Below are 12,584 nucleotides of genomic sequence, written 5' to 3'. Positions count from 1 at the left end.
CTTAGGATGGTCAACGTGGTTGACGAAAAGGTAAACCAGGTTGTCGAACAAGGCAAGCGGATTTCCGACGCGCCCGGGTTCGAGCTGCCGCTGCTGCTGTTCGCGGGCTTCCGCTCGATCATCGACCGGCTGCACGCCGAGCTGGCCGAGCAGGGGCATCCCGACGTCCGACCGGCGTACGGCTTCGCCATGCAGGCGATCGGCCGCGACGGCGCGACGGCGAGCGAGATCGGGCGGCGGCTCGGGGTCAGCAAGCAGGCGGCGGGCAAGACCGTCGACAAGCTGGAGCAGCTCGGTTACGTCGAGCGCGCCGACGATCCGGCCGACGCGCGGCGCAAGGTCGTGCGGCTCACCGGCCGCGGGGTCGACTCACTCGGCCGGAGTGCGGCGATCTTCGAGGAGCTGCGCAAGGACTGGGTGGGCGCGCTGGGGGCCGACAGGGTCCGCGCGCTCGAAGCCGATCTCCGCACGATGGCGCCGGCGGACGGCTTCCGTCTCGACGTCGCAGGCTGGTTCGGAGCCTAGAACGGGCAGCCCGCCGTCGTGGTAGTGCCAGCCGGTGTACCCGCCGGGCTGGATGACGACCTCGCGCAGTACGTAGTCGGTGTCCCCGACCGTCTTCTGCTCGAAGATCTGCCCGAAAGGGCTGTTCAGGTCGCCCGAAGCGTCCGCCGCAGCATTTTGCCGCTCTCCGTCCTCGGCAGCCGCTCCCGGAAGTCGAACCGGCGCGGCGTCTTGAATCCGGCGAGTTCGGCCCGGCAGTGCTCCTCGAGCCGTTTCGCCAGCGCGGAGTCCCCGGCGACGTCCTCGACAGGTTGGACGACGGCGACGACCCGTTGCCCCCACTCGGGATCCGGCTCCCCGATCACCGCGACGTCGGCGACGTCGGGATGGCTCAGCAGCCGCGCTTCGATCTCGGCCGGGTAGATGTTCACCCCGCCGGACAGGATGAGATCCGTCCGCCGGTCGCACAGGAAGACCCGGCCCCCGGCGTCGAGATAGCCGACGTCGCCGACGGTGACGAACTCCCCGGAGCGCGCGGCGGCCGTCTTGTCCGGATCATCGTGATAGTCGAATTTCGTGTGCGCGGAACTGAAGTAGAGCGTCCCGGTCTCGCCCGCGGGGAGTTCCCGGCCGTCGTCGTCGAGGATCTTCACCCGCACACCGTCCAGCGGCTTGCCGACCGTGCCCGGTTCGGCGAGCCATTCGCGAGCGTGCACCGCCGTGATCAGTCCCTCGGACGCGCCGTAGTACTCGTGGACCACCGGCCCGAGCCAGGCGAGCATGCGCTCTTTGACTTCGCGCGGGCACGGCGCGGCGCCGTGGATCACCGAGACCAGGCTCGACAGGTCGTGGCGCGCACGGACGTCCTCGGGCAGCCGCAGCATGCGGTGGAACATCGTCGGCACCAGATGCGTGCTCGTGACGCGGTGCTTTTCGGTGAGCCGCAACGTTTCCCCGGCGTCGAACCGGTCCGTCAGCACGAGCGTGTGCCCGAGATGCAGGATCGCGGTCGAGAACATGCCCGGTGCCGCGTGATAGAGCGGGCAGGCGACGAGGTGCACACCGTGCTCCGGCAGGACGTCCAGGCGTTCGAGGACGTGCGCGTGGATCGGGTGCAGCGCGGGCGGCCGTCCGGACAGGGCACGCCGGACGCCTTTGGGCCGCCCCGTCGTGCCGGAGGTGTACACCATCGTCTGCCCGGCCGTCCGATGCGGCGGCGTGGTGGTGGGCGAGTCCGCGCCCCAGGCCGCGTAATCCGCCCAGCCGGGCGTTTCGCCGCGCGAAAACCGGTGCAGGTCCTCCAGTTCCGCGGTGCACGTGGCCGCGACGTCCGCGTCCGCGACGGCCACTTTGGCTCCACTGTTGGCCGCGATGTAGGCGATCTCGCCCGGTGAGGACCGGTGGTTGACCGGGGTGAAGTAGATCCCTGCCTGCAGGGTCGCCAGCAGCAGTTCGTAATAGGCGAGTCCGTTGTGGATGATCGCGACGACGCCGTCGCCTTCGCCGAGACCGAGCGCCCGTAAGGCGTGGGTCAGCTGGTTCGCTCGCGCCGACAGTTCGCCGAAAGTGGTCTCCCGCCCGTCGACGTCGATCACCGCGACGCGGCCGGGATCCCGGGCCGCGACTTCGTAGAACGTGCTCATCCCGCCACCGTGCCATCCGGGCCGGGTCGCCGCAGGCTCTCCAGGTGCCGCCGGAGCACCGTCCGCATCATCTCCGGTGAAGTCCGGCCCGCCGACAGGGCGAGGCCGTCCAGCAGCGCGGCCAGCCGTTCGGTCTCGACGGCCAGGTCGAGCCCGTCGAGCAGGCCACCCGCACCGTGCGCACCGTCGAGGACTCGCCGGACGAGGGCGCGGACCCCTTCATACGTGCGAGTGGCCTCCTCGGCGAGGTCCGGGCGGCTTTTGGCGGCGGCCGTGAACGCCAGCCAGACGTCGGTTTCGGCCCGGGTCTGCTCGGTGAGCGGGAGCAGTTCGCCGAGTAGCGCTTCGGTGAGTTCCAGCCGCCGTGAGCGTGGCGTCGAGGGGCCGAGATCCGGGAGGTGCGCCAGCAGTCTGGCGATCACCCGGTCGCCGAGCGCGCGCATGGCGAACACGATCAGCTCGTCGTGCCCCTTGAAGTAGTGCCGCACCGAACCGATCGCCAGCCCGGCCTCGTCGGCCACGCTCCTGAGCGACGCCTGCGCGAGACCGTCCCGCTGGATCACGCGGAAGACGGCTTCGGCTATCTCCAGGCGACGGGTCTCGGGGTCGACGATCTTGGGCACGTTGCCTTTATAGCACGCCCTTGCTATTTTATTTGGCACAGGCATGCTACAAAGGGGGAGTTCATGAGGACCTGGCTACTGGTCGCGCTGGCGATCGCCGTGGTGATCGCGATCGTCGTGCGAAGGCTGCGAGGGGAGCCGCTGGTCGCCCGCGACGTGTTCGGGGTGCCGGTGATCCTGATCGGGATCGGGATCTACGGCCTGACGAAACTCGACGCCTTCACGTTCACGGACGGTCTTTGGCTCGTGCTGGGCGCCTTGGTCGGTTGCGGCCTCGGCGCGGTGCGTGCCACCACCACGAAGCTGTTCGAGCGCGAGGGCGTGCTCTGGCTGCGCTACACCGGCTGGACATTCGGCGTCTGGGTGCTGTCGATGGCGGTGAACTTCGGGATCGGTTTCCTGGCCGCGATGTCGGGGGCGCATCCCGACGCCAGGCCGATCACGCTGTCGATCGGTGTCAGCCTGCTGGGGGAGGCACTCGTGATCGGCATGCGCGCGAAGACGGCGGGGCTGCCGTACGCCCCGCCGTCCGAGTCGGTGCTTTCTCGCCGTTAGGCCAGTTTCCCGACTTCGTCCACGAGGAGTGCGAGCTCGTCTTCGGTGTTGAAGTAGTGCACCGAAGACCGGACCATCTTCGGCAGGCCTCGTGCGACGAAGTCGAACTGGGCGGACGACGCCTCCACGACGCTGACGTTGATCTTCGCCGCCGCCAGGCGCTGTTTCACTTCCGGTGACGGCGTTTTCGCGACGCTGAACGTGACGATCCCGCACTGCCGCGCGCCCTGGTCGTGGACGGAGACGCCAGGGATCTCGCGGAGCGCGTCACGCAGTGTCGCCGCGAGCGCGGTGACCCGGGCTTCGATGGCGGGCATGCCCCACTCGAGGGCGTAGTCGATCGCCGCGCCGAGGCCGTGCACCGCGGCGTGATCGCGTTCCCAGACCTCGAACATCTTCGCCGTCGGATCGACTTCGTAACTCTCGGGCGCGGTCCACGCGGCCGAGTGAAGATCGAGCATCGCGGGCTCCACGCGTTCGCGCAGCCGCGGGTGCGCGTAGAGGAAGCCGGTGCCGCGAGGCCCGCGCAGGTACTTGCGGCCGGTCACGCTGAGCGCGTCACAGTTCAGGCGCGCGACGTCGAGGTCGATCTGGCCGGCGCTCTGGCACGCGTCCAGCAGGAACGGGATCCCGGCCTCGCGCGCGACCGCGCCGATCTCCTCGGCGGGGTTCACCAGCCCGCCCTGGGTCGGCACGTGGGAGACGGCGATCAGCTTGACGTCGCCGTCGACGCGGCGCTTCAGGTCCTCGACGTCCAGCTGCCCGGACTCGTCGTTCTCGACCACCTCGACGACGGCGCCGGTGCGCTTCGCGAGCTGCAGGTAGGAGATGACGTTGCTCGCGTACTCGGACTTCGCCGTCAGGATCCGGTCTCCCGCGGCGAACGGCAGCGCGTAGAAGACGGCCTGCCAGGACCGGGTCGCGTTGTCGGTCAGGGCGATGTCGTCGGGTTCGGCGCCGACGAGCCGCGCGGCCGAGGCGTAGACGCCGTCCATCCGCTCCAAGGTGGCCGCGGCCTGCTCGTATCCGCCGACCAGGGCTTCCTCTCGCAGGTAACCGACGACGGTGTCGGTCACTCGTGCGGGGGGCAGCGACGATCCGGCGTTGTTGAGGTGGACCACCTCCGCGCAGCCCGGCGTTTCGGCGCGAGCGCGGTTTACATCGAAGTCCGTCATGCCTAACTGAATACAGTACGGCCGAAGTGCATGCAATACTGCCCGCATGACGAGGAACCTGCTCCGGAGCGACCTGGCGGAGGAGATCACCGCCCGGGTGCTCGACGGCCGGCTCGCCGCGGACAGCCGGATCAACGAGGTGCACCTCGCCCGCGAGCTGGGTGTCAGCCGGACACCGCTGCGCGAGGCGCTGATCGGGCTGGCCGACCGCGGCCTGCTGGTCTCGGCGCCGGGGCGCGGTTTCCTGGTGCCGCCGTTCGACCCCGAAGAGGCCCGGCGGCTGTACCCGCTCGTCGCGGAACTGGAAGCGCTCGCGTTGCGCTGGAGCTCGCCGCAGGACCTCGCCGGGCTCACCGGCGGCCTCGACCGGATCGCCGACGAGATGACCGCGGAACTCGGACGCCGGGGTGATCTGTCCGAATTGGACGATCGCTGGCACGCGCTGCTGGTCTCGCGGTGCACGAATCCGCATCTGCTGCGCTTGATCGAACAGACCAAGCCGCTCCTGAAACGTTATGACACTTCGTATTTCGGTGGCACCGAACGCTCGCTGGAGAGTATCGACGAGCACCGCCGGATCGCCGAGGCGATCCGCGTCTCCGACCACGCGACGGCAGCGGAGCTGCTCGTGCGGAACTGGGTGAAGACGTTGGCATATCTGGAGAACATGGGGTGAAGCGATGTTCGTGACGGCACATCTGAGTGACAACCATCTCGACGGCGGGGAACGCGCCGACGAACGCACCGCGCGGGTCATGCGGTACCTGGAGAACCTGGCGAAGCCGGTCGACGCGATCCTGGTGACCGGCGACATCGCCGACCACGGCACGCTCGAGGAGTACCGGCGCGCGGCCGAACTGTTCAAGACCGCCGTCCCGTTGTTCACCTGCCCCGGAAACCACGACAAACGCGGCCCGTTCCGCGAAGGGCTGCTCGGCCAGGCACCGGACGACGCCCCGGTCAACGAGGCGCACACGGTCGGCGACGTCACGTTCGTGATGGCCGACTCGAGCATCCCCGGCAAGCCGGACGGGCGGTTAGACGACGAGACCATGGCCTGGCTGGACGGCGTCCTGGCCGACGGTGACGGCCCCGCTTTCGTCGCCTTCCACCATCCGCCGGTCGCGCTCGGCCTGCCGTTGGTGGACGCGATGCGCCAGCACGGCGAGGACAGGCTGGCCGAGGTGCTCGCCCGCCACCCGCGCGTGGGGGCCCTGCTCTGCGGACACGTCCACGCCTCGTCGTCGACGACGTTCGCCGGGCTGCCGCTGCGGTCGGCGCCCTCGGTCGGATCGAGCATCCTGCTCCCGTGGGAGGAGAACGGGCTGCGGCCGTGGGGAGAAGGCGGGCCGATCGACTACGACCTGCCGCCGTCGCTGCTGTTCCACGTCCTGCACGACGACGGCAGGCTGACCACCCACCACCGGGTGGTCCCGGGCTAACCCGAGAACACCGGCAGCGTGATCGCGGACGGGCGCGCGGGGTCGTGGAAGATCTCGAACCGCGCGGGTTTTCCGTCCACCGCACTGAAAACGGGCTCGCCGGTGCCGTGGTTGCGGGCGAAGCGGGGGAACGCTCCGCCCGCGACCTGCAGCCGCAGCCGGTGTCCGCGCCGGAACCGGTAGGCCGTCGGATCGAGCCGGAACTCCGCCGCGACCACACCGTCCTCATCGGACCCGGGACTGCCAGGGCGCAGCCGGAGGATGCCGTCGGTGACGTTGCGGGAGACATCGCGACCGTCCACATCGCACAGCCGGACGAAGACGTCGCCGTGCCCGAGGTCGGTCCGGACGTGCACCAGCGCGGAGACCTCGCCGATGACGTCGAGGTCTCGCTCCAACGTGTCGCCGGTGAAGAGCAGCACGTCCGGGCGCTCCTCGACTGCCTTGTTGTCGCGCTGTTTCTGCGTGCCCGAAAGCAGGGGTCCGCCCACGGACGGCGTCGGATCGGCCGGGTCGAAGGTGAACGTCCCGGGTTTCGCCTCCAGCGGTCCGGCGGTGGAAAGCCCGCCCGGACGCAGGAAATACGGGGTGGCGCCGGACTCCGGCGGCCAGCTTTCGAAGTCCAGCCAGCGTCCGGCGCCCTGGAGGTACAGGCGCACCGGGGCTTGGCGCAGCGGCGCGCTGTCGCCGTGAAGGTGGGCGGAGAGGAAGCCGATCTGGTCGGTGATCAGGGTTTTGAGGCTGGCCGGTTCGCCGTGCGCCCAGGGGCCGACGGTGATCCTCGGCTCGCGTCCCGCCGCGGCGAGTTCCTTGAAGTCGCGCAGCTGCGCGGAGATGAACAGGTCGTACCAGCCGGTCACCATCGTCACCGGGGTCGTCAGCGCGGCGACCTCGGCGCTGTGGTCCGACGGGGCCCAGAAGTCGTCTCCCGGCTCGGCGTGCCCGGAGACGTCCTGCAGGAATCGCACCTGTTCGCCGATGGCCGCGACGTCCGCGCCGGAAACCGGCAGATGCGCCATGGCCTGGCGGGTTTTCTTCGTCTGCCAGGGGTTCGGCAGGCCGGCGAACCGGCCTTCCTGGCGGCCGATCAGCGCCGACCACGAAACCATGTTGTCGACGGCGAGGATCCCGCCCGGATAGAACGTCGAGACGAACTCCGACGCGGTGACGCCGAGGCACAGCGCTTCGAGCGGTTCGTCGAGGTACGGCGCGACGGCCCACTGCGTGTGACCGAGGTAGCTCGCGCCCGCCATCGCGACCCGCCCGTCGCACCACGGCTGCTCGCGCAGCCAGGCGACGGTGTCGAGGCCGTCCTCCTTCTCCAGGTGGAACGGCCGGAACTCGCCGCCGGAGCCGAAGGTGCCGCGCGTGCTCTGAAGGACCGTCTGCAGGCCGTGCCGGGCGAACGTCTCGCCGAAGATCTTGCCCATCACCCCCTTGCGGCCGTACGGCGTGCGGATCAGCACGACCGGCCGGGGCTCGCCGCCGGGGACGGCGTAGCGGTCGGCCAGCAGCCGGACGCCGTCGGACATCGGGACGGGGATCCCCTTGGTCGCCACGGGAGCGGGGCCTTCGGCCGGGGGGAGACCGAGGAATCGGTCGAGGAGTCGGTCGAGCACGCCTGGCCGCCTTTCGTGCGGATGATCATCGTCCGCTTACGACCGTACCCGCGTCGCGGCCGGAGGGGTGGTCACTCGTCCGGGGGTGAGCTGCGGGCATGTCATGAAAGGGGCTTTCAGGACGAAAAGCGTCTTGAAAGCCCCTTTCATGACATCGGGCGCGGGGCGGACCGCCCGGTACCGCCCCGCGGGTCTCAGCGAAGCCGCGCGAGTGTCTCCGGCTTCAGCAGCTTCGCCAGTTCTTCGGCGGGAAGAAGGCCCTTCTCGACGACGAGTTCCGCCACTCCGCGCCCGGTCTCCAGCGCTTCCTTGGCGATCTCGGTCGCCGCCGCGTACCCGATGCTCGGGTTCAGCGCGGTCACCAGCCCGATCGAGTTCTCGACGTAGCCCCGCATCACGTCGGCGTTCGCGGTGATCCCGGAAACGCACCGCTCCGCCAGCACCACGCAGGCCGACCGCAGATGCGTGATGCTCTCCGAGAGCGAGTGCAGGATCAGCGGCTCGAAGGCGTTGAGCTGCAACTGTCCGGCTTCCGCCGCCATCGTGACGGCGACGTCGTTGCCGATGACCTCGAAGGCGACCTGGTTGACCACCTCGGGGATCACCGGGTTGATCTTGCCCGGCATGATCGACGACCCGGCCTGCACCGGCGGCAGGTTGATCTCGTTGAGCCCGGCCCGCGGTCCCGACGAAAGCAGCCGCAGATCGTTGCAGCTCTTCGAAAGTTTCACCGCGATCCGCTTGAGCACACCGGAAAGGTGCACGAAGGCGCCGCAGTCCTGCGTCGCCTCGACGAGGTCGGCGGCGGTCACGACGGGCAGCCCGGTGATCTCGCGCAGATGCGCGACGGCGGCTTCGGCGTATCCGGGCGCGGCGTTGAGGCCGGTGCCGATCGCGGTCGCGCCGAGGTTGATCTCGTGCAGCAGCGCCACCGCCTCGGTGAGCCGCAGCCGGTCTTCGCCGAGCATGACCGCGTAGGTCCCGAATTCCTGCCCGAGCGTCATCGGGACCGCGTCCTGCAGCTGGGTCCGGCCCATCTTCAGCAGATCGTGGAACTCGACGGCCTTGGCGGCGAACGCCCGCTCCAGCACGACCATCGCTTCGGCGAGCTCGCGGACGGCGATGATCGTCGCGACGTTGACCGCGGTCGGGTAGGCGTCGTTCGTCGACTGCCCGAGGTTCACGTGCTCGTTCGGGTGCACACGGGCGTAGTCGCCCTTCTCGTGGCCGAGCAGTTCGAGCGCGCGGTTCGCGATCACCTCGTTGGCGTTCATGTTCGTCGAGGTGCCCGCGCCGCCCTGGATGACGTCGACGACGAACTGGTCGTGCAGCGCGCCTTCCCGGATCTCCCGGCACGCCCGGCAGATCGCGTCGGCGACATCCGGGCTCAGCAGGCCGAGACCCGCGTTGGCGCGGGCGGCGGCCTCCTTGACCGAGGCGAGCGCCTCGATCAGATGCGGGTACGCGGAGATCGCGGTGCCGGTGATGGGGAAGTTCTCCCTGGCGCGCGCGGTGTGCACACCCCAGTAGGCGTCGGCCGGAACTTCCTTGTCTCCCAGCAGATCGTGTTCCACGCGGTGCATCGAAGGCTCCTCAGGCGGCAAGGTGGTGTCCGGCCAGCGCGTCCGTCACGCGCAAACCGGGGGTCGGCTCCAGTACGTCCTGCTCGACGCCGCACAGCGCGAGCGCGGCGGCGAGCACCGGCCGCCGCGCGCGGTCACCGCCGTCGGCGATCTTGATCGCGATCGCCGTCCCGTCCGGCAGGGCGGCGACCTGGACGGCTTCGAAACCGTCCTTCGCGATCAGGCCGGGAACCGCGCGCATGAGCGCGGTGACGTCGCGACGGGTGCCGGCGACCAGTTCCGGATGCTTCCGGATCCCTTCGGCGACAAGGCCTTCCGGAGTACCCGGCGCGGCGGCGGCGATCTTGCCGACGGCCTTGGCGAGCCCGCGCAGCGAGACCGCGAACAGGGGAGCGCCGCAACCGTCGACGGCGACCTTCGGGATCGGTTGCCCGGTCAGGTCTTCGACGCAGTCCGCGATCGCGCGCTGCAACGGGTGTCCCGGGTCCAGGTAGTCCTTGGTGGACCAGTCGTGCAGACGGCAGGTCGCGAGCATGGCCGCGTGCTTGCCGGAACAGTTGTGCGCCAGCTTCGAAGCGGTCCGCCCCGAGGCGACCCAGGTGTCCCGTTCGACCGGATCGAACGGCAGATCCTCCGGCGTCCGCAGATCCTCGGCGGTGAGCGCGGCACCGTCCAACGTCCTGAGGACCTCCGCGAGGTGGATTTCCTCGCCGGAGTGGCTGGCCGCGCCGACGGCGAACCCCGCCGGGCTCAGGTCGACCCCGAGCCGGGCCATCGCGGTGGCCTGCAAGGGTTTCGCCGCCGAACGCGGATAGAACGCCGCCTCGATGTCGCCCGCGGAGAACAGCACGCGGCCGTCGGGCGCCAGGATCACGGCCGAACCGTGGTGCACCCCCTCGACCATTCCGTCGCGGAGAAGGTGCACCAGCGGTTCGTGCGCGGGAACGCGGATCTCGGGGATCACAGCTTCGTCTTTTCGAAGACGTCCATGTTGATCCGCTTGCGGACCCCGAACCAGCCTCCCACCAGCGCCAGTCCGATGACAGGCAGGCAGAACAGGGTGATCCGGCCGACCTCGTCGAAGCCCATCAGCACGATGACGGCGACGAGGAAGAGCAGCGTCGCGATCTCGGTGTAGGGCGAGAACGGCAGGCGGTACGACGGGCGTTCCACCTCGCCGCGGTTGGCCTTGCGCACGAACAGCAGATGCGAAAGCACGATGATCGCCCAGGTGCCGAGGATGCCGACGGCCGCGAAGTTCAGCACGATCTCGAAGGCCTGGCTCGGCACGACGGCGTTCAGGCCGACACCGATCACGCAGACCGCGGAGGTGAGCAGGATCCCGCCGTAGGGCACGTGGTTCTTGTTCATCACACCGGTGAACTTCGGCGCCGATCCGGCCAGCGACATCGACCGCAGGATGCGGCCGGTCGAGTAGAGCCCCGAGTTCAGGCTGGACAGCGCGGCCGTCAGCACGACCAGGTTCATCACGTTGCCAGCCTGCGGCACCCCGACGTGCGAGAGCACGGTGACGAACGGGCTCTCGGTCTTCGAGTACGAGCTCCACGGCATCAGCATCGCCAGCAGGACCACCGAGCCGACGTAGAAGATCCCGATCCGCCACATGATCGAGTTGATCGCCTTCGGCATGATCTTGCGCGGGTTCTCCGTCTCACCGGCGGCGACGCCGACCAGTTCGACCGAGGCGTAGGCGAACACGACGCCCTGGACGATCAGCACCATCGGCAGCACCCCGGCGGGGAAGAAGCCGCCGTTGTCGGAGATCAGCGAGAAGCCGGGCACCTGGCCGTCGATCGGCTGCTGGGTGACCAGCAGCCAGATCCCGATCCCCATGAAGGTCACCAGCGCGGCGACCTTGATGATGGCGAACCAGAACTCCATCTCGCCGAACAGCTTGACCGACACCATGTTCAGCGCCAGCACCACCGCGAGCGCGATGAGCGCCAGCACCCACTGCGGGATCGGCGTGAAGAAGGACCAGAAATGCGCGTAGAGCGCGATCGCGGTGATGTCCGCGATACCGGTCGTCGACCAGTTCAGGAAGTGCATCCAGCCCGCGACGAAAGCGCCCTTCTCGCCCATGAACTCCCGGGCATAGGAAACGAAGGCGCCGGAGGAGGGGCGGTAGAGGATGAGCTCGCCGAGCGAGCGCACCACGAAGAACGCGAAGAGGCCGCAGACCGCGTACACGATCGCGAGTGCGGGGCCCGCCTGGGCGAGGCGTCCGCCCGCGCCGAGGAACAGACCGGTGCCGATGGCGCCGCCGATCGCGATCATGTTGACATGGCGGGGCTTCAGGGCCTTGTCGTAGCCGGCGTCACCGGCGTCGGCCGGCACCGGCGCGGACTTGTCGTCCGCGCTGAGGGTCTGTTCGGTCACGGTGTCAGTCGTCCTTGTTCTGGTGCGTCGTGTGGCTCGGCCGCACGATGGTGGTGAGCGCGTCCTCGACGTGTTCGAGATGGGAGGTCATCGCCGCGACGGCGTCCGCTTCGGAACCGGCGGCGATGGCGGTGACGATCTCACGGTGCTCGGTGTTCGAGCGGGTCCGACGTCCACCCAATTGGTTGAGAAATGCCGACTGGCGGGCCAGCGCGTCCCGGATCTCCTCGATCACCTTGCCGAACACCGGGTTGCCCGAGGACTGGGCGATGGTGATGTGGAACAGCGAGTCCAGCGCCACCCACGCGGTGTTGTCGGTTTCGAGGTCCATCCGCTCGACGAGGTGGCCGAGCAGATCGAGGTCGTCGGTGCTGCGGCGGACGGCCGCGTACCCGGCGACGGGGATCTCGACGTGGCGCCGGACCTCGAACAGGTCACGGGCCGAGTAGGTCCCGAAGGTGGGGTTCTCGACCGGCCCGGTGGCGGTCACGAAGGTCCCTTTGCCCGTTTTGGACACGGTCAGCCCGAGCGCCTGCAGTCCCCGCAGTGCTTCGCGGACGACCGAACGGCTGACCTCGAACTCCTTGCCGAGCGCGGATTCCGACGGCAGCTTGTGCCCGATGGGGTACTCGCCGCGCTCGATGGCGTCGCGGAGGTGGGCCAGAACGGCCTCCATCGCGCTGACGCGTCTTGGACCACCGTGTCCGGCTGTCTGGCTGTCAGACAGGTTCATGAGACGAGATCGTGCGGTCGGCCCAAAGCTTTGTCAAGCGATCAGGCGAGGGTCCCGATCCGCTGTGCGAGGACGGCGTCGATGGGGTAACCGGCGTCGGAATTGAAGGCCGTGCTGGGCGCTTGCGTCTGTCCGGAGTTCAGTGGTGGCACCGGATTTCGGCGCGGAGGTGGCCAGTGTCACAGCGGCGTCGAGCAGGGCGTCGAGTGGAGCGTCGGTACAGGTGGTCGTGGGGGGGGGGGGGGGGGGGGGGGAAAAAAACGCCCCCCCCCCCCCCCCCGGAGACTAAGCCCCCAGCAAAACGGTG

12 protein-coding genes and 1 pseudogene are annotated in these 12,584 nt (G+C 69.2%); 4 read left to right on the top strand and 9 right to left on the bottom strand.

Annotated elements, in window-relative coordinates; translation table 11 throughout:
• The first annotated feature begins 6 nt into the window (after positions 1-6).
• Positions 7-525, top strand: coding sequence for a MarR family winged helix-turn-helix transcriptional regulator (locus tag ACZ5IK_RS09215; RefSeq protein ID WP_465487273.1), 519 nt, complete (start codon positions 7-9; stop codon positions 523-525).
• A 6-nt stretch (positions 526-531) separates the two neighbouring features.
• Here the strand turns inward: ACZ5IK_RS09215 and ACZ5IK_RS09210 are convergent.
• The 3 genes and pseudogenes from ACZ5IK_RS09210 to ACZ5IK_RS09200 form a co-directional block, all read right to left on the bottom strand.
• Positions 532-639, bottom strand: a pseudogene (locus ACZ5IK_RS09210) (cupin); the annotation flags it as partial.
• An 11-nt stretch (positions 640-650) separates the two neighbouring features.
• Positions 651-2,147 carry an AMP-binding protein gene (locus tag ACZ5IK_RS09205; RefSeq protein WP_465487272.1) on the bottom strand — a complete coding sequence of 499 codons (1,497 nt, stop codon included), beginning with the start codon at positions 2,145-2,147 and terminating at the stop codon, positions 651-653.
• Positions 2,144-2,770, bottom strand: a complete 627-nt coding sequence (locus tag ACZ5IK_RS09200) for a TetR/AcrR family transcriptional regulator (protein ID WP_465487271.1) — start codon at positions 2,768-2,770, stop codon at positions 2,144-2,146. Before ACZ5IK_RS09200 ends, ACZ5IK_RS09205 begins: the two co-directional genes overlap by 4 nt.
• A gap of 63 nt (positions 2,771-2,833) precedes the next feature.
• Between ACZ5IK_RS09200 and ACZ5IK_RS09195 the strand changes: the two genes are divergently transcribed.
• Entirely contained in the window at positions 2,834-3,325 is a 492-nt protein-coding gene (locus ACZ5IK_RS09195; protein ID WP_465487270.1) for a DUF1453 domain-containing protein, read from the top strand.
• Here ACZ5IK_RS09195 and ACZ5IK_RS09190 read toward each other — a convergent pair.
• The gene (locus ACZ5IK_RS09190; protein WP_465487269.1) at positions 3,322-4,500 is read right to left on the bottom strand and encodes an aminotransferase class V-fold PLP-dependent enzyme; all 1,179 of its coding nucleotides are present in this window, start codon (positions 4,498-4,500) and stop codon (positions 3,322-3,324) included. The genes ACZ5IK_RS09195 and ACZ5IK_RS09190 overlap by 4 nt on opposite strands.
• Positions 4,501-4,546: 46 nt before the next feature.
• On the opposite strand from ACZ5IK_RS09190, the gene ACZ5IK_RS09185 reads away from it, so the two are divergent.
• Together ACZ5IK_RS09185 and ACZ5IK_RS09180 are read left to right on the top strand one after the other, a co-directional pair.
• Complete coding sequence (locus ACZ5IK_RS09185) at positions 4,547-5,176, top strand: GntR family transcriptional regulator (RefSeq protein ID WP_465487268.1); 630 nt, start codon at positions 4,547-4,549, stop codon at positions 5,174-5,176.
• A gap of 4 nt (positions 5,177-5,180) precedes the next feature.
• On the top strand, positions 5,181-5,942 hold the full coding sequence (locus ACZ5IK_RS09180; protein WP_465487267.1) for a metallophosphoesterase: 762 nt from the start codon (positions 5,181-5,183) through the stop codon (positions 5,940-5,942).
• On the opposite strand, the gene ACZ5IK_RS09175 is transcribed toward ACZ5IK_RS09180, so the two are convergent.
• From ACZ5IK_RS09175 to ACZ5IK_RS09155, 5 genes are all read right to left on the bottom strand, one after another.
• On the bottom strand, positions 5,939-7,561 hold the full coding sequence (locus ACZ5IK_RS09175) for a CocE/NonD family hydrolase (RefSeq protein WP_465487266.1): 1,623 nt from the start codon (positions 7,559-7,561) through the stop codon (positions 5,939-5,941). The two genes, ACZ5IK_RS09180 and ACZ5IK_RS09175, sit on opposite strands and share 4 nt — an antisense overlap.
• Before the next feature lie 194 nt (positions 7,562-7,755).
• The gene (gene aspA / locus ACZ5IK_RS09170; protein ID WP_465487265.1) at positions 7,756-9,144 is read right to left on the bottom strand and encodes an aspartate ammonia-lyase; all 1,389 of its coding nucleotides are present in this window, start codon (positions 9,142-9,144) and stop codon (positions 7,756-7,758) included.
• A gap of 10 nt (positions 9,145-9,154) precedes the next feature.
• Positions 9,155-10,108, bottom strand: coding sequence for an asparaginase (locus ACZ5IK_RS09165; protein ID WP_465487264.1), 954 nt, complete (start codon positions 10,106-10,108; stop codon positions 9,155-9,157).
• The gene (locus ACZ5IK_RS09160; protein WP_465487263.1) at positions 10,105-11,544 is read right to left on the bottom strand and encodes an amino acid permease; all 1,440 of its coding nucleotides are present in this window, start codon (positions 11,542-11,544) and stop codon (positions 10,105-10,107) included. The genes ACZ5IK_RS09165 and ACZ5IK_RS09160 overlap by 4 nt, the downstream gene beginning before the upstream one ends.
• A 4-nt stretch (positions 11,545-11,548) precedes the next feature.
• A complete protein-coding gene (locus tag ACZ5IK_RS09155) occupies positions 11,549-12,220 on the bottom strand; it encodes a FadR/GntR family transcriptional regulator (protein WP_465487642.1) in 672 nt (223 codons plus the stop codon).
• Between the last annotated feature and the right edge of the window lie 364 nt (positions 12,221-12,584).

This window comes from Amycolatopsis sp. NPDC031561 (assembly GCF_055580625.1).
This window is presented reverse-complemented; position numbering and strand designations above follow the sequence as displayed.

What these genes read in the sequence shown, in the direction of transcription:
- ACZ5IK_RS09215 (WP_465487273.1), top strand. Translation starts at nt 7, where the DNA reads ATGGTCAACGTGGTTGACGAAAAGGTAAACCAGGTTGTCGAACAAGGC.
- ACZ5IK_RS09205 (WP_465487272.1), bottom strand. Translation starts at nt 2,147, where the DNA reads ATGAGCACGTTCTACGAAGTCGCGGCCCGGGATCCCGGCCGCGTCGCG.
- ACZ5IK_RS09195 (WP_465487270.1), top strand. Translation starts at nt 2,834, where the DNA reads ATGAGGACCTGGCTACTGGTCGCGCTGGCGATCGCCGTGGTGATCGCG.
- ACZ5IK_RS09190 (WP_465487269.1), bottom strand. Translation starts at nt 4,500, where the DNA reads ATGACGGACTTCGATGTAAACCGCGCTCGCGCCGAAACGCCGGGCTGC.
- ACZ5IK_RS09185 (WP_465487268.1), top strand. Translation starts at nt 4,547, where the DNA reads ATGACGAGGAACCTGCTCCGGAGCGACCTGGCGGAGGAGATCACCGCC.
- ACZ5IK_RS09180 (WP_465487267.1), top strand. Translation starts at nt 5,181, where the DNA reads ATGTTCGTGACGGCACATCTGAGTGACAACCATCTCGACGGCGGGGAA.
- aspA (WP_465487265.1), bottom strand. Translation starts at nt 9,144, where the DNA reads ATGCACCGCGTGGAACACGATCTGCTGGGAGACAAGGAAGTTCCGGCC.
- ACZ5IK_RS09155 (WP_465487642.1), bottom strand. Translation starts at nt 12,220, where the DNA reads ATGGAGGCCGTTCTGGCCCACCTCCGCGACGCCATCGAGCGCGGCGAG.